This is a genomic window from Variovorax sp. AC194, from assembly GCF_979257995.1.
Map to the genome: position 1 here is coordinate 3,137,687 of NZ_OZ409823.1, position 16,018 is coordinate 3,153,704.

Sequence of the window (16,018 nt, forward strand, 5' to 3'; positions counted from 1 at the left end):
TTGCGTATTCAATGACCGGAAAACCCGGGGGGTGGGTACCTACCCCCCTCAGGCCAGTTGTCCGCTCGCCAGCGCGGCCGCAGCCGCGCGCGTCTCCACGCCCAGCTTCTCGAAGATGTGTTCCAGGTGCTTGTTCACCGTGCGCGGGCTGGTGCCCAGGATCTCGCCGATGTCGCGGTTGGTCTTGCCCTTGGCGAGCCACGACAGCACCTCGGTCTCGCGCGGCGTGAGGGCGGCTTCGGCCAGCCGCGCCGAAGAAGTACCCGCGGCACCCCCGGCACCCCCGGCGCCATCGCGCTGCATCGCGAACAGGAGCATCGTCTCGCCGAGCGCCGCCGCCCCCAGGTTGCGCACCGACAGCCGCATGCCCGTCGCCGTGCCGACGGCGATCGCCGCGCCCGCCACGAGCGCCGCCTCGAGCGACTGCGGCAGCAGCCCGGGCGAGACGGGCTCTTCGAGCGCATGCAGCCACAGCGCCGCCTGCGGCGAGCGCCATGCGATGCGCCCGCGCGTGTCCACGAACACCACGCCCATGCCGGCCACGTCGACCGCATCGCGCGCCATGCGGGTGATGCGGGCGTTGCGCGCATGCGTGTGCAGGCGCGCGAGCACCTCCTGCGCGCGGATGGGCTTGACCACGTAGTCGACGCCGCCGCACTCGAATCCTTCGACCACGTGCGCGGTTTCCGAGAGGCCCGTCATGAACAGCACCGGAATGTGCGCGAGCGCCGGGTTGGCCTTGATGCGCCGGCAGGTCTCGAAGCCCGAGAGGCCGGGCATCAAGCCGTCGAGCAAGATTGCATCGGGCACCACCAGTTCGAGCCGCTGCAGCGCGGCCTCGCCGTCGGCCGCCACGAGCACGGTGTAGCCGCTGGCCTCCAGCGTGTCGCACAGCATGCCCAGGCTGCTGGGGGCGTCGTCCACCACCAGCACCACGGGGCGTTCGGATTCAGGACGAAAGGACGGGGCCGAGGGGAGTGTCTGCATCTTCTGCCAGTGCGTTGCGGAGGTTGTCCAGGTCGAAGCGCGTGACCAAGCCGCGCAGCCAGGTGCAGGTCGCGGCCGCCGCGGGCGATGCGGCGGCCAGCCGGTCGAGCGCCGTCTGCAGGCCGCGCACGTGGCCCATCTGCACGAGGCGCATGAGCTCGGCGCGGTCGTCTTCCGACAGCACGAGCCGCGGTGGGCGCGGCGCGCTTTCTTCGTCGCTCGCGGGCGGCATCGCGTCGGCGGCCGTCAGCCATTCGAGGCCCAGGTGCCGCTCCAGCGTGGCGATAAGCACCGACTCGATCACCGGCTTGCCGACGAAGGCCTGGCATCCCGCGGCGCGCAGGCGCTCGGCCTGGTTCTCGAACATGTTGGCCGAGACGATGATGATCGGGATGCTCTCGAAGCCCGTGGCGCGCACCGAGGTGGCGGTCTGCCACCCGTCCATCTCGTCCATCGTGAGGTCCAGCAGGATCGCCGAGGGCAGCTCTTCGCGCAGGCTGTCCAGGCACTCGGTGCCGCTGGCGGCCTCGCGGATCTCGAAGCCCAGCGGCATGAGCATGCCGGCGAGCATCTGCCGCTGCACGGGCTGGTCGTCCACCACGAGCAGCGTGCGGCGCGCGCCGATGTAGCCCGACACCGGCTGCCGCAGGGCACCGCCCTTGGCCTGCGGGCCGGGGTCGGCCACTTCGCGCAGGTACACGCGTACGCTGAAGGTGCTGCCCGCGGGCGAGGTGTGGGCCATCACCAGTTCGCCGCCCATCAGCGAGGTGAGCAGGGCGGTGATCGTCAAGCCCAGCCCCGTGCCCGGCTCGCCGCGCCGGCGCCCCGCGGCCCCGCGCTCGAAGGGCTCGAAGATGCGCAGGTGGTCCTGCGGCGCGACGCCGATGCCGGTGTCGACCACGTCGAAGCGCAGCACCTCGCGCCGCGCATCGACATGCAGCGTGACGGTGCCGCTGTCGGTGAAGCGCACCGCGTTCGTCAGCAGGTTGATGAGGATCTGCCGCAGCCACTTGGCATCGGCATGCACCCAGGCCGGCAGTTGCCCCGCGTGCGTGCAGACGAAGGCCAGGCCCTTGCTCTCCGCCTGCGGCCGCACCATGTGCACGAGCTGGTCGAGAAAGGCCGGCAGCGCGAGCGGCGCCGGCTCCAGCTGCAGGCGCCCGGCCTCGATGCGCGCGAGGTCGAGCAGGCCGTCGATGAGCCCGAGCATGTGCTCGCCGCTGCGGTGGATGGTCTGCACGGCCTCGCGCGGCGGCGCGGCGGCATCGCCCTTGAGCAGGATCTGCGAATAGCCCAGGATGCTGTTGAGCGGCGTGCGCAGCTCGTGCGTCATGCCCGCGACGTAGCGCGTCTTGGCCTGGTTGGCGGCCTCGGCGGCTTCCTTGGCGGTCTGCAGCGCGGCGTCGGTGCGGCGGTGGGCTTCGATCTCCAGCGCGAGCAGGTTGTTGTGGCGGTTCGATTCCTCCTGCGCCATCTGCCGGCTCTCGCTGCCCAGCACCACCCACCACGCGGCCACCGCGGCTACCACCGAGAGCAGCGCGAACACCTTGAGGAAGGCGGTGGCGAGCGTCGGGTCGCTGGTGCCCGCGATGGCCTCCTGCGCATAGACCACGCCGACCACCGTGGCCAGCAGCGCGATCAGCGAGGTGGCGATCAGCAGGTAGTGCGCCACGCGGAAATTGAGCCGCGCCGACAGCGCCGGCGGCAGCAGCGCCTGCAGCCAGCCGCTCATCTGCTCGGCCGCGCGCGAGTCGGTCTTGCAGCGGTCGTGGCAGCGCGATTCGAGCGTGCAGCACAGCGAGCAGATCGGCGCGCTGTAGGCGGGGCAGTGCGCCATGTCCTCGGACTCGAAGCTGTTGTCGCACACCGAGCACTTCACGCTCTGGCCCGGTGCCCAGCGGTCGATGTCGGTGCGCGCGAGGTAGTAGCGGCCGCGCGTCTTCCAGGCGAGCAGCGGCGAAACGGCCATGGCCGTGGCCAGCGCGATGAAGGGCGAGAAGGCCTTCGCCCACTGGCCCAGCGCGCCCGAGTACGCGAGCATCGCGAGCGCCGCGGCCACCAGCATCGCGACGAGGCCCACGGGGTTGATGTCGTACAGGTGAGCGCGCTTGAATTCGATGGTCTTCGGGCTCCAGCCCAGCGGCTTGTTGATGACCAGGTCGGCCACCAGCGCGCCGACCCAGGCGATGGCGATGTTGCTGTAGAAGCCCAGCACGTGCTCCAGCGCGGCGAACACGCCCAGCGCCATCAGCAGGATCGCGATGACCACGTTGAACACCAGCCACACCACGCGCCCCGGGTGGCTGTGCGTGAGCCGCGCGAAGAAGTTCGACCACGCGAGCGAGCCCGCATAGGCGTTGGTGAGGTTGATCTTCATCTGCGAGACGACCACGAAGAGCACCGTCACGCCCAGAATCCACGCCGGATCGCGCAGCACGTACGCAAAGCCCGTGAGGTACATCTGCGTCGGCTCGATCGCATGCGCGGCCGGTATCTCGTGCTGCAGCGCGAGGAACGCGAGAAAGGCGCCGCCCATCATCTTGAGCATGCCGGGCACGATCCAGCCCGGCCCCGCGACCAGCACCGCGGTCCACCAGCGGCCGCGGTTGGCGGCGGTCTTCTCGGGCAAAAAGCGCAGGTAGTCGACCTGCTCGCCGATCTGCACCACGAGCGAGAAGGCCACGGTGGCGGCCGCGCCGAACATCAGCGGATCGAAGCCGCTGCTGTCGGAGGTGCGGCCCACGAGGCCCGTGAAGTCTGCGTACAGCTCGGGCTTTTTCACGAGCACCGCGACGAAGGGGCAGACGAAAAGCACGATCCATATCGGCTGCGTCCACAGCTGCAGCCCCGAGATGAGCGTGATGCCGCGCGCCACCAGCGGAATGATCACGATGGACGACACCAGGTACAGCAGCCACAGCGGCCAGTCCAGGTACATCTGCAGCGCCAGCGCGAGGATGGCCGCCTCCAGCGCGAAGAAGATGAAGGTGAAGCTCGCGTAGATCAGCGAGGTGAGCGTGGAGCCCAGGTAGCCGAAGCCCGCGCCGCGCGTGAGCAGGTCCATGTCCACGCCGTGGCGCGCCGCGTAGTACGAGATCGGCAGGCCCGTGAGAAAGGTGATGAGCCCCACCACCAGGATGGCCCACAGCGCGTTCGAGAAGCCGTAGCTCAGCGCGATCGCCCCGCCGATGGCCTCCAGCGCCAGGAACGAGGTGGCGCCGAACGCCGCGTTGGCCACCCGGAACTCCGACCACTTGCGAAAGCTGCGCGGCGTGTAGCGCAGCGCGTAGTCCTCCAGCGTCTCGTTCGCGACCCAGGCGTTGTAGTCGCGGCGGATGCGAAAGATCTTCTGTCCGGAGACGGATGTCATGGCGGGTTCTCGCGGCGGCGGTGGCATGGGCAGGTACAGCAAGAAGCGCTCCCTGTGCCGCTTGCCACCGACGGACCACCGATGTCTGGCTCGGGAGTCTGCGGGCAGGGCGGGTTCGCGCCGCTACGTTGAATGACGTATTCGCGGGAAGGGAACTGATTTCTAAAGTACCAGCCATGGTGCTCGGGGCACCGTCCGATGCACTGCGATGGTGCGCGGCCACCTCATTTTTCAACCTGCCTGGAGTTCCTGATGCCGCGTGATTCCGATCCCTCTCTCGATGCCCTGGCCTTGCGCCGCCGCCGCCTGCTGCAGGGCGCCGCTGCCCTGCCCGTGATGGGCCTCTCCGGCCTGAGCTTCGGCCAGTCGCAGTTCCCCACCGCCAAGGTCAACACCACCAAGCTCGCGGTGACCGACACCGAAGTCACGGTGGGCCAGCTGCATTCGTCCACCGGCACGATGGCCATCTCGGAGACCGGCTCCATCCAGGCCGAGCAACTGGCCATCGACCAGATCAACGCCATGGGCGGCATCCTGGGCCGCAAGATCAAGGTCATCAAGGAAGACGGCGCCTCTGACTGGCCCACCTTCGCGGAGAAGTCGAAGAAGCTGCTCGTGAACGACCACTGCGCGGCCGTCTTCGGCTGCTGGACCAGCGCCTCGCGCAAAGCCGTGCTGCCGGTGTTCGAAAAAGAGAACGGCCTCCTGTACTACCCCACCTTCTACGAAGGCCTGGAGCAGAGCAAGAACGTGATCTACACGGGCCAGGAGGCCACGCAGCAGATCATCTGGGGCCTGGACTGGGGCGCCAAGGAGAAGAAGGCCAAGACCTTCTTCCTGGTCGGCTCCGACTACATCTGGCCGCGCACCTCGATGAAGATCGCGCGCAAGCACATCGAGAACTTCCAGAAGGGTTCGGTCAAGGGCGAGGAGTACTACCCGTTGGGCCACACCAACTTCAACTCGCTGATCAACAAGATCAAGGTGGCCAAGCCCGACTGCATCTTCGCGGCGGTGGTGGGCGGCTCAAACGTAGCCTTCTACAAGCAACTGAAGGCCGCGGGCATCACCGGCGACAAGCAGTTCCTCTTGACGCTGGCCGTGACCGAGGACGAGATGACCGGCGTGGGCGGCGAGAACTTCGCGGGCTTCTATTCGTCGATGAAGTACTTCCAGTCGCTCGACAACGAGAACAACAAGAAGTTCGTCGCCGCCTTCAAGGCCAAGTACGGCAAGGACGCAGTGATCGGCGACGTGACGCAGGCGGGCTACCTCGGGCCGTGGCTGTGGAAGGCCGCGGTGGAGAAGGCGGGCAGCTTCGACGTGGACAAGGTCGTTGCCGGCTCGCCGGGCATCGAGCTGAAGACGGCGCCCGAAGGCTACGTGAAGCTGGACGCGAACCACCACCTGTGGAGCAAGGCGCGCATCGGGCAGGGGCAGCTCGATGGGACGTTCAAGGTGGTGGCGGAGTCGGCGGAGTTGATCAAGCCCGATCCGTTTCCCAAGGGCTACCAGTAAGCAGGCCGTCGGCCCTCACCCCAACCCTCTCCCGTGTGCGGGAGAGGGAGCAACCCCAACACTCCGGACTTCCCGCCATGACTCTGTCGGACATGATGAACATCGGCCTCATGCAGGGCTTCGCGGGGCTGAGCCTCTTCGCGGTGCTGCTGCTCATGGGCCTCGGGCTTGCGATCATCTTCGGCCAGATGGGCGTCATCAACATGGCGCATGGCGAGTTCATGACCATCGGCGCCTACTCGATCTACCTGGCCGCGCGCGTCACCGAAAGCATGGCGCCCGCGTTCATGCCGTATTACTTTCCGATCGCCATCGGCCTGGCGTTCGTGTTCGCCTTCATCGTCGGCTGGATCGTGGAGTGGGTGCTGATTCGCCACCTCTACAAGCGCCCGCTCGACACGCTGCTGGCAACCTGGGGCGTGAGCCTGGGGCTGCAGCAGATCTTTCGCACCTTCATCGGCCCGAAGGAAGTGAGCCCCACGCTGCCCGAATGGATCATGGGCTCGTGGACGCCGCATGAAGGCCTGGACATTCCGATCAACGGCCTCTTCGTGCTCGCGCTCACAGGGCTCGTCACGGCCGGCGTGCTGATCGCGCTGCACAAGAGCCGCTGGGGCCTGCGCGTGCGCGCCACCGTGGCCAACCGAACGATGGCCAACGCGACCGGCATCGACACCATGAAGACCGACCGCCTGACCTTCGCCATCGGCTGCGGCATCGCCGGCATGGCGGGCGCGGCCTTCACCACCATCGGCTCGACCGGGCCGACCTCGGGCTCGCTCTACATCGTCGATGCGTTCCTGGTCGTCACCTTCGGCGGCGCGGCGAGCCTTCTTGGCACCGTGGTCTCGGCCTTCGGCATTGCGCAGACGCAGTCGATCTCGGAGTTCTTCATGACCGGCTCGATGGCCAAGGTGCTGACGCTCTCGCTGATCGTGCTGATCCTGATGATGCGGCCGCAGGGATTGTTCGCCGTCAAGGTGCGTCGTTGATGAACCCGATTTCTTCCTGGAGAACGTTCCGATGAATTTCGTCAAGGCCTCGATCCTGCGCTACCAGCTCGGGAGCCTCTTGCTGCTGGTGCTGCTGCTGGCGGTCGTGCTGCCGCTCTCGCTCGACATCTTTCGCCTGAACCTCGTGGGCAAGTACCTCACCTACGCCTTCGTTGCCGTGGGGCTCGTCATGGTGTGGGGCTACGGCGGCGTGCTGAGCCTGGGGCAGGGCGTGTTCTTCGGCATCGGCGGCTACGCGATGGCGATGTTCCTGAAGCTCGAAGCCTCGGACCCCATCACCACCAAGATCCAGTCCACGCCCGGCATCCCGGACTTCATGGACTGGAACCAGATCACCGAGCTGCCCGCGCTGTGGCTGCCGTTCAAGAGCCTGCCGCTGAGCCTCGCGCTGGTGGTGCTGGCGCCGATGGCGCTCGCCTGGCTCGTGAGCTTTGCGATGTTCAAGCGGCGCGTGGGCGGGGTGTACTTCGCGATCATCACGCAGGCGGTGGCGCTGATCTGCACGGTGCTCATCATCGGGCAGCAGGGGTACACGGGCGGCGTCAACGGCATGACGGACCTGAAGACCATGCTGGGTTGGGACACGCGCACCGACGGGGCCAAGTACATCCTGTACTACGTGTGCGTGGGCCTCCTGGTCGCGAGCATCCTGCTGTGCCGCTTCATCCAGACCAGCAAGCTCGGCACGCTGCTGCTCGCGATGCGCGACAAGGAGGACCGCGTGCGCTTCTCGGGCTACGACGTGTCGAACTTCAAGGTCTTCATCTTCTGTCTCGCGGCGGGGCTCTCGGGCATCGGCGGCGCGATGTTCGCGTTGCAGGTGGGCTTCATGTCGCCGAGCTTCGTGGGCATCGTGCCCTCCATCGAGATGGTGATCTTCTGCGCGGTCGGCGGGCGCATGAGCCTGGTGGGCGCGGTGTACGGCGCGCTGCTGGTGAATGCGGGCAAGACGCTGTTCTCGGAGAGCTTTCCAGACCTGTGGCTCTTTCTCATGGCCGGACTCTTCATCGGCGTGACCATGGCGTTTCCGATGGGTCTCGCGGGCCTGTGGGACGAGAAGATCAGGCCCTGGTGGAAGGGCCGCCGCGCAGCGCTGCGCGAGGCCGCGGTGCAGCCGCCGCCCGCCATGCCGATGACGCCGGCGGCATCCACTGCTTCACCCGCGTCGCCCGAGCCGCACCTGCCCGACGGTGTCGGCAGCCAGCGCGCCTGAAGAAGAACACCGGAGCACATCTCTCATGAGCAACACCGACTTCGCGCTCGCCGTGGAAGACCTCACCGTCTCCTTCGACGGCTTCAAGGCCATCGACGACCTGACGCTCTACATCGACAGGAACGAGCTGCGCGTGATCATCGGCCCGAACGGCGCCGGCAAGACCACGCTGCTCGACCTGATCTGCGGCAAGACGCGCGCGAGCGCCGGCAGCATCAAGTTCAAGAACACCGAGCTCACGAAGATGGCCGAGCACAAGCGCGTGCGGCTGGGCATCGGGCGCAAGTTCCAGACGCCGTCGATCTACGAGAACCTGAGCGTGTTCCAGAACCTGGAGGTGTCCTTTCCCAAAGGGCGCTCGGTGTTCGGCGCGCTGGCCTTCAAGTGCGACGACGAGGTCAAGTCGAAGGTGCAGGCGGTGGCCGAAGACATTGGCCTCGCGGACAAGCTGCGCACCGAGGCGGGGCTCCTCAGCCACGGCCAGAAGCAGTGGCTGGAAATCGGCATGCTGCTGATGCAGGAGCCCGAGCTCCTGATGCTGGACGAGCCCATCGCCGGCATGAGCGCGCGCGAACGCGAGCTCACGGCCGAGCTGCTCAAGCGCATCTGCCAGAACCGCGCGGTGATCGTCATCGAGCACGACATGGCCTTCGTCAAGCAGATCGCGCACAAGGTCACGGTGATGCACCAGGGAAAGATCCTCGCCGAAGGGCCGATGGAGAAGGTGCAGGCGGACCCGAAGGTCATCGACGTGTACCTGGGGCATTGAATGAAGCGCCGTCTTCCAGGGCGCGATCACGCCGACGGGGTGCCTTGCTCCGCGAATGTCCCCCGCCTTCGGCTCCTCCTTGATTTCGCTGCGCAAGGCACCCCATCGGCGTGCTCGTCACGCGCAGCAGTCGTTGATCGGCCGTTCACCCAGAGCGTGCCCAAGTGCGCAGGGCATCGGGTGCTCCCCGCAGCGAAATCAAGGAGGAGGGCGAAGCCCGGGGGACATTCGCGGAGGGGAGTACCCGGTGGCCTGCGCACCCGCCCTGAACAACAAAGCCAAGCAAGCAACACCCCGGAGCCATCGAGATGAGCAACATCATGCTGAAGGTCGACGACCTGCACACCGCCTACGGCCAGAGCGAGGCGCTGCACGGCATCTCGTTCGTAGGCCATGCCAACGAAACCGTCGCGATCATGGGCCGCAACGGCATGGGCAAGACCACGCTCTTCAAGAGCCTGATGGGCGTGCTGCCGATCAAGAGCGGGCGCATCGAAGTCGCGGGGCAGGACGTGTCGCGCGACGAGAGCTTTCGCCGCGTGGCCAAGGGCATCGCCTACGTGCCGCAGGGCCGGATGATCTTTCCGACGCTGACGGTGGAAGAGAACATCCAGACGGGCCTGGAGAACTCCAAGACCCGGCGCATTCCCGAAGAGATCTACGCGCTCTTCCCCGTGCTGTGGGACATGAAGCGCCGCAAGGGCGGCAACCTCTCCGGCGGCCAGCAGCAGCAGCTCGCCATCGCGCGCGCACTCGTCACCGACCCCAAGGTGCTGCTGCTGGACGAGCCCACCGAGGGCATCCAGCCTTCGATCATCAAGGACATCGCCAAGGCGCTCAACGAGATCCGGAAGCTGCGCGGCATCACGATCGTCGTGTCCGAGCAAGTGCTCAGTTTCGCGATGGACGTGGCCGACCGGCTCTTCGTCATCGAAGGCGGGCGGCTCGTGCACGAGACCGCGCGCGACAAGACCGATGTGGACCACATCAAAGCTTATCTCTCTGTCTAACCACAACCCCAGGAGCCACTGCAAATGACGGACACGCTGATCAAGGTCGACCTGACCCAATCGCCTACGGAGAACGAGAACATCCACAACCGCTGGCACCCGGACATTCCGATGGCCTGCTGGGTCAACCCGGGCGACGACTTCATCCTGGAGACCTTCGACTGGACCGGCGGCTTCATCAAGAACAACGACAGCGCCGACGACGTGCGCGACATCGACCTGAGCACGGTGCACTACCTCTCGGGCCCGGTGGGCGTGAAGGGCGCGGAGCCCGGCGACCTGCTGGTGGTCGACCTGCTGGACATCGGCGCCAAGCAGGACAGCCTGTGGGGCTTCAACGGCTTCTTCTCGAAGAAGAACGGCGGCGGTTTCCTCACCGATCACTTTCCCGAGGCGCAGAAATCGATCTGGGACTTCAAGGGCATGTTCACGAGCTCGCGCCACATTCCGGGCGTCAACTTCGCGGGGCTGATCCATCCGGGCCTGATCGGCTGCCTGCCCGACAAGCCGATGCTGGACATGTGGAACGAGCGCGAGGGCAAGCTCATCGCCACCGATCCGGACCGCGTGCCGGGGCTCGCGAACCCGCCGTTTGCCGGCACCGCCCACATGGGCAAGATGACCGGTGAAGCGCGCGCCAAGGCGGCAGCAGAGGGCGCGCGCACCGTGCCGCCGCGCGAGCACGGCGGCAACTGCGACATCAAGGACCTGTCGCGCGGCTCGAAGGTGTTCTTCCCCGTGTACGTCGACGGCGCGGGCCTGAGCGTGGGCGACCTGCACTTCAGCCAGGGCGACGGCGAGATCACCTTCTGCGGCGCCATCGAGATGGCGGGCTGGGTGCACATGAAGGTCACGCTCATCAAGGGCGGCATGGCCAAGTACGGCATCAAGAACCCGATCTTCAAGCCCAGCCCGATCACGCCGCAGTACAACGACTACCTGATCTTCGAAGGCATCTCCGTCGACGAGAGCGGCAAGCAACACTACCTCGATGTGAACGTGGCCTATCGCCAGGCGTGCCTGAACGCCATCGAGTACCTGAAGAAGTTCGGCTACTCGGGCGCGCAGGCTTATTCGATCCTGGGCACGGCGCCGGTGCAAGGCCACATCAGCGGTGTGGTCGACGTGCCGAATTCATGCGCCACGCTGTGGCTGCCCACGGGCATCTTCGACTTCGACATCAACCCGAACGCCTCGGGCCCGGTGAAGATGATCGACGGCAACATCGACATGCCGCTGTCACACGACCTGCGCTGAAGAAAACACAGACATGCCGACCTACGACTACGCCTGCGGGCAATGCGGCGGCTTCGACGCGCTGCGGCCTTCGGGCCAGCGCGACGAACCGGCCGCGTGCCCCGACTGCGGCGGCGCATCGCCGCGTGTACTTTCGGCCGCGCCGCGGCTCGCGCTGATGGCTTCGGGCACGCGCAGCGCGATGGAAACCAACGAGCGTGCGCGGCACGAGCCCGGCAGTTCGCGGGACTACGCGCGCTTCAAGCATCCCTCTGGTTGCGGCTGCTGCTCGGGGTCGTCCCGCCGCAGCGCAACGGTGACGGCGCCGAGCGGTGCGAAGTCGGCGCCATCGAAGCGGCCGTGGATGATTTCGCATTGATGCTGCACGCAGGGTCGCGGTCGTGTAGCAAGTTGGAGCAATTCACGATTGTTTCAATCCTGTGAACGCCGCGATTCTTTTTGCCGCGGTTTTTTCGGGGCCTTCAGGATCAAACTTCATCTCACCAACCAACCGATTGAAGGAGATTGAAATGAATGCCTCGAAGATCCTCGCTGCTGCTGCTCTCTCGCTCCTGGCTGCCGCCGGTGCCCAAGCAGAAACCTATGACGGCGTGCACACCGTGAACTCGTCGGTGTCGCGTGCGGAAGTTGCGCCGCAAGCCGCTGCCGCCGCCCGCGCCGGCAACGAATACGGCGAAGGTGCCAGCGCCGGCGCACAAGCGTTCACCTCGACCGCCGACCGCGCAACCATCCAGGCAGAAGCCGTCGCCAAGGCGCACGATCCGTACGCCAGCCTCGACCGCCGCGCCTTCTACCGCGACGAAGTGCCGCAGGCTTACAAGAAGCCCAGCGTGTCGTTCACGCGCCAAGCTACGCGCTGAGCCGATCGCTGATCGGCACCATGAAGAACGGGCCCTCGGGCCCGTTTTTTCGTTGCTGGCCTGGCCGCTTTCGCGGCTGCTGCGTCATTCGATGGTGAATGTCTTGGTGCGCCCATCGCACTCGGCGCGCAGCACATCGCCATCGATCGCGATGTTCGTCCAGGTGATGGCGAAGTCACCGCTGTGGACCAGCCGGATGCTGTCGGCCGAGAGCACGTCGTAGGCGAGAAGCGGTGCGCACACCGGTCCATTCGTCGTGCCCAGCGTTGCGGCGACATGGCCCGCCGCTTGAAACCGGTAGGTCTCGATCTCGGTCTCCGAGACGAGGGCCAGGCGTCGCCCGATCGGGATGGGAGGGATGGGTGTGGTCATGGGTCCGTTGGTCGGTTGAAGGTGGATCGTGTGTGGACTCTTTCTTCCGCAGTGACGCCATGCATGCGTCGATGACGAGGATAGAGTTCGGACCGATGAATTTCCTTGCGATGCATAACGTGAAGCGTGCGGTGGCCGGTGTCCTCGGACTCGTGCTGCTGTCTGACGGATTGGTCTTGCTGGCGACCGGCTACTTTAATCTCGGCGTCGTCCTGCCCGTGGTGATGGGGCTCGGGCTTTGCGGCCTTGCACTCTGGTGGGTGCCGATGAAACGCTGGCTGGGCGTCGCCCCGAGACGCGCCACCCTCTGGCGCTGGTTCTGGTACGGCGTGTTGCTCTGGCTCGCCACAGTGGCCGTCTTCTGGGTCGTGCTGGCAAGCAGGGCATCGACGGATCTCCCCACGACCGCGCCGGCCGCGATCGTCGTCCTGGGATCGGGATCACCGGGTGCTACGGCATCGCCCACGCTCGTCGCCCGGCTGGACCTCGCTTTGCGCGATGCGGCCCGCTACCCAGACGCCTTGGTCGTGGTGAGCGGGGGCATCAGCTTCAGGGCGCAAAGCGAAGGCGAAGTGATGGCCGCCTACCTCCAGGAGCGCGGGCTGTCGGCGCATCGCATCGTCAAGGAAGAACTCAGCACCAGCACGCAAGAGAACCTGGCCTTCAGCCGCCCCCTGGTGGCCGCCGCAGGGGTGCCCGCCGATGCGCCCATCCATCTCGTGACCAGCGATTTCCACACGCTGCGCGCAGGGCTGATCGCCAAGCGCGCCGGCTATCCGGCCGTCACCACCCTGGGTGCGGAGACGCCTCTCTACCTGCGATACAACATCTGGCTGCGCGAGTACTTCGCCTTTGTCAGCAGCTGGGCCTTGAACGAGTACTAGCGCGGGCGCCAATGCCAAGAGCTTGGGGACATGGTTGCGCCTTGGCCGTCGGTCATTGCGGGTCGGTGCGCCGGTAGGTCAAGAGCCGCCCCCGGTACGCCACGCGGCCCACCGCCGCGCGCTGGTCGAGCCGCTCCTCGCACATGCCGAAGCCCTCGTCGGCCATCTGCCGGTTGAAGGCGGGGCGGTTTCCGCGGTCGGGGTCGACGATCCACACCTCGCCGGCGGGGCTCGCATGCCGGCCGATGAAGGCGGCCAGCAGGCCGCCCGCATCGCGCTCGTAGAGCAGGTCGCTGCCGATGATGAGGTCGAACGCGCCCTGCACGTCGCCCTCGGTGTTCACTCCGCGCATGCCCCAGTGGCCGCGCCGGTACTTCATCGGCGGCAGCGCGTTCAGCCGCAGGTTCTCCAGCAGGAAGCCGGCCGTCAGCGGGTGGCAGTCGCTCGCGGTCATGTCGTTGCCGCGGCGGTGGCCGACCAGGCTCGCGAGCGCCAGGCCGCAGCCGATCTCCAGCACGCGGGCGCCGATCACGACGGGGTGTATCGCCATGCGCGCGGCCAGTTGCGCGCCCGAGGGCCACAGGAGCCCGAACATCGGCCATGCCGCCGACGAGATGCCTTGCGCTGCCGCGGCGCCTTGCGGATCGGCGTACTGCTGGCGGTCGAGCAGGGACCGGATGACCAGGTCGTCCGCACCCGCGATGGCGATGCGCTCCAGCTTGATTTGGTAGCCCGGCATCGGAAGGGGGCGGGGCCTCGCGGGCGAGGCCTCGAGGCAAAGCGAAGGAGGCCCAGTATGCGCGCCGCCGCATCAAACCGCCATCGTGGGCGGGTAAGCTCGCGGCCCATGAAGCGCAACAGCAGCCCCAGCACCCCCCGATCCGCCAGCCCCAAGGCCGCCGGCATGCCGCCGCCGCAGTTGCCGGACGGCCAGGTCTCGGCGGTGCTCGCGCGCATCGAGACGCTGTGGTCGTCGCTCGGCCCCGTGGGCCAGCGCATCGCCGACTTCATCGTGAAGAACCCGCGCGAGGTGGTCCACATGTCGGTGAGCGAGGTGGCCGAGCGCACGGGTTCGAGCGAAGGCAGCATCGTGGGCCTGTGCAAGAACCTGGGCGCCACGGGCTTCCAGCAGATAAAGATCGCGCTCGCGCAGGAGATCGTGCGGCCGGTGCAGTTCATCCACGAAGACCTCGACCCGCAGGACAAGGCCGATGCGGTGATCCGCAAGATCTTCCAGAGCAACGTGCAGACGCTGCACGACACGCAGGCCACGCTCGATGCGAAGGCGATGGAGCGCGCGGTCAAGCTCTTTCGCCGCGCCGAGCGCATCGAGATCTACGGCATCGGCAGCTCCGCCACCATCGCCGAAGACGCGCACTACCGCATGCTGCGCATCGGCCTCAATGCGAAGGTGGTGGTCGATTCGCACGTGCAGGCCATCAGCGCCTCGCTCACCGATGCGAAGGTGGCGGTGCTCACCATCTCGCACTCGGGCAGCACGCACGAGACGGTCACGGCCACGCGGCTTGCAAAGGAGGCGGGCGCCTCGACGGTGTGCATCACCAACTTCGGCAAGTCGCCGATCCAGGCCTTCGCCGACGTGGTGCTCTTCACCATGGCGCGCGAAACGAGCTTTCGCACCGAGGCGATGACCAGCCGCCTCGCGCAGCTGGCGATCATTGACGTGCTGATCGCGTGCCTGGCGCTCTCGGACTACGACACCTCGGTGCGCACGTTGCGCCAGACCTTCGACGTGCTCTCGCTCAAGAGGTACTGAGGCGCTTCTTTTGCCGCGGGCGCGGCGGAGCGGAAGAGCCCCGCCACGGTGGGCGCGACGGCGCCCGGCGCCTGGCCCACCAGGAGGCACGCCATGCCCAGCCGCGCGGCGCCCTCGGCATCGGTGAGCGGGTTGTCGCCGATGACCACGGTGCTTGCGGGCTCCGCGCCCAGGCGGCGCAATCCTTCCTCGAACAGCAGCGGCGCGGGCTTGCCGATCACGCGCCAAGGCTGCACGCCGCTCGCGGCGAGCACGGCCGCGAGCAGCGCGCCGGTCTCGGGCACCACGCGGCCTTGCGGGCCGGGGTGCGTGGCGTCGGCGTTGGTCACCATCAGCCTGGCGCCGCGCAGCAACTCGTTGGCGGCGAGCGCGAGCCGCGCGTGGCTGAAATGCATGTCCAGCGCGAGCAGCACGAAGTCCGCATTCGCCTGCACCAGGTCGCAGCCTTCGGCCCGCGCGAACCGATGCAGCGACTGGCTTCCGATCAGCAACACGCGCGCGCCCGGATGCTGCTGCGCCAGCTGCCGCACCGCCAGTTCGCCGGCCAGCACGATGCGCCCTGGCGGCACGCGCAGGCCCAGCCGGCGCAGCCGCAGCGCCAGGCCCTGCGCCGTGTGCGTGGAGTTGTTGGAAACGATGGCGTAGCGGTCGTGAAAGTGCGCGAGCAGTTCGGCCGCGCCGTCGATCGCTTCCTGCTGGCGCACCAGCGTGCCGTCCAGGTCGACGAGCAGGTGGCGGGCCTGGGTGAGCCATTCGCCGTTCGCTGTTGTCGCTGTTGCTGTTGCCATTGCTGTCTTGAAATTCGTGCTCATGGATCTCCGGTATCGGCCGACCGGTATCTCGGCCATGGCGCCGGATTGTATTGAACATTGCTCAATTGATTGTTGGTTTTGTACTGAGCTAATTTCATTTTCCTGTCATCTTTCGTTTCTAAGCTCACCGGCATCCGAGCGATGAACCCGCCCTCCAGCGCTCCCGCTCTGCCCAC

The 16,018-nt window shown here is 66.9% G+C and carries 15 protein-coding genes; 10 read left to right on the forward strand and 5 right to left on the reverse strand.

What is annotated here, in order from left to right; all coding sequences use genetic code 11:
* Window positions 1–48: 48 nt before the first annotated feature.
* Window positions 49–987: a response regulator gene (locus ACZYRS_RS15085; protein WP_463419902.1), complete on the reverse strand. Its 939-nt coding sequence runs from the start codon at window positions 985–987 to the stop codon at window positions 49–51.
* On the reverse strand, window positions 950–4,357 hold the full coding sequence (locus ACZYRS_RS15090) for a hybrid sensor histidine kinase/response regulator (protein WP_463419903.1): 3,408 nt from the start codon (window positions 4,355–4,357) through the stop codon (window positions 950–952). The genes ACZYRS_RS15085 and ACZYRS_RS15090 overlap by 38 nt, the downstream gene beginning before the upstream one ends.
* A gap of 252 nt (window positions 4,358–4,609) precedes the next feature.
* Here ACZYRS_RS15090 and urtA point away from each other — a divergent pair, with 252 nt between their 5' ends.
* The 8 genes from urtA to ACZYRS_RS15130 all read left to right on the forward strand — a co-directional run bounded on the left by urtA (window position 4,610) and on the right by ACZYRS_RS15130 (window position 11,997).
* Window positions 4,610–5,875, forward strand: a complete 1,266-nt coding sequence (gene urtA, locus ACZYRS_RS15095; protein ID WP_198789574.1) for an urea ABC transporter substrate-binding protein — start codon at window positions 4,610–4,612, stop codon at window positions 5,873–5,875.
* 77 nt (window positions 5,876–5,952) lie between these two features.
* Window positions 5,953–6,867: an urea ABC transporter permease subunit UrtB gene (urtB, locus tag ACZYRS_RS15100; protein ID WP_198789575.1), complete on the forward strand. Its 915-nt coding sequence runs from the start codon at window positions 5,953–5,955 to the stop codon at window positions 6,865–6,867.
* Window positions 6,868–6,898: 31 nt separating this feature from the next.
* A complete protein-coding gene (urtC, locus tag ACZYRS_RS15105) occupies window positions 6,899–8,101 on the forward strand; it encodes an urea ABC transporter permease subunit UrtC (protein ID WP_463419904.1) in 1,203 nt (400 codons plus the stop codon).
* Window positions 8,102–8,126: 25 nt separating this feature from the next.
* Entirely contained in the window at window positions 8,127–8,870 is a 744-nt protein-coding gene (gene urtD, locus ACZYRS_RS15110; protein WP_463419905.1) for an urea ABC transporter ATP-binding protein UrtD, read from the forward strand.
* A 320-nt stretch (window positions 8,871–9,190) separates the two neighbouring features.
* Window positions 9,191–9,880, forward strand: a complete 690-nt coding sequence (gene urtE, locus ACZYRS_RS15115) for an urea ABC transporter ATP-binding subunit UrtE (protein ID WP_257860511.1) — start codon at window positions 9,191–9,193, stop codon at window positions 9,878–9,880.
* Between the two features lie 24 nt (window positions 9,881–9,904).
* Complete coding sequence (gene fmdA / locus ACZYRS_RS15120) at window positions 9,905–11,137, forward strand: formamidase (protein ID WP_463419906.1); 1,233 nt, start codon at window positions 9,905–9,907, stop codon at window positions 11,135–11,137.
* 13 nt (window positions 11,138–11,150) lie between these two features.
* Window positions 11,151–11,495, forward strand: a complete 345-nt coding sequence (locus ACZYRS_RS15125) for an FmdB family zinc ribbon protein (protein WP_198789579.1) — start codon at window positions 11,151–11,153, stop codon at window positions 11,493–11,495.
* A 151-nt stretch (window positions 11,496–11,646) separates the two neighbouring features.
* Window positions 11,647–11,997, forward strand: a complete 351-nt coding sequence (locus ACZYRS_RS15130) for an alpha/beta hydrolase (RefSeq protein ID WP_198789580.1) — start codon at window positions 11,647–11,649, stop codon at window positions 11,995–11,997.
* Between the two features lie 84 nt (window positions 11,998–12,081).
* On the opposite strand, the gene ACZYRS_RS15135 is transcribed toward ACZYRS_RS15130, so the two are convergent.
* Window positions 12,082–12,369 (reverse strand): hypothetical protein, encoded by a 288-nt coding sequence (locus ACZYRS_RS15135; protein WP_463419907.1) that lies wholly within the window; start codon window positions 12,367–12,369, stop codon window positions 12,082–12,084.
* Between the two features lie 32 nt (window positions 12,370–12,401).
* Between ACZYRS_RS15135 and ACZYRS_RS15140 the strand changes: the two genes are divergently transcribed.
* Window positions 12,402–13,253 (forward strand): YdcF family protein, encoded by an 852-nt coding sequence (locus tag ACZYRS_RS15140; RefSeq protein ID WP_463419908.1) that lies wholly within the window; start codon window positions 12,402–12,404, stop codon window positions 13,251–13,253.
* Window positions 13,254–13,305: 52 nt separating this feature from the next.
* Here the strand turns inward: ACZYRS_RS15140 and ACZYRS_RS15145 are convergent, their stop codons facing one another.
* On the reverse strand, window positions 13,306–13,992 hold the full coding sequence (locus tag ACZYRS_RS15145) for a class I SAM-dependent methyltransferase (RefSeq protein ID WP_463419909.1): 687 nt from the start codon (window positions 13,990–13,992) through the stop codon (window positions 13,306–13,308).
* 108 nt (window positions 13,993–14,100) lie between these two features.
* On the opposite strand from ACZYRS_RS15145, the gene ACZYRS_RS15150 reads away from it, so the two are divergent.
* Window positions 14,101–15,030, forward strand: a complete 930-nt coding sequence (locus ACZYRS_RS15150) for a MurR/RpiR family transcriptional regulator (RefSeq protein ID WP_233102141.1) — start codon at window positions 14,101–14,103, stop codon at window positions 15,028–15,030.
* Here ACZYRS_RS15150 and ACZYRS_RS15155 read toward each other — a convergent pair.
* Entirely contained in the window at window positions 14,967–15,842 is an 876-nt protein-coding gene (locus tag ACZYRS_RS15155; protein WP_463419910.1) for an HAD-IIA family hydrolase, read from the reverse strand. The genes ACZYRS_RS15150 and ACZYRS_RS15155 overlap by 64 nt on opposite strands.
* Window positions 15,843–16,018 lie beyond the last annotated feature (176 nt).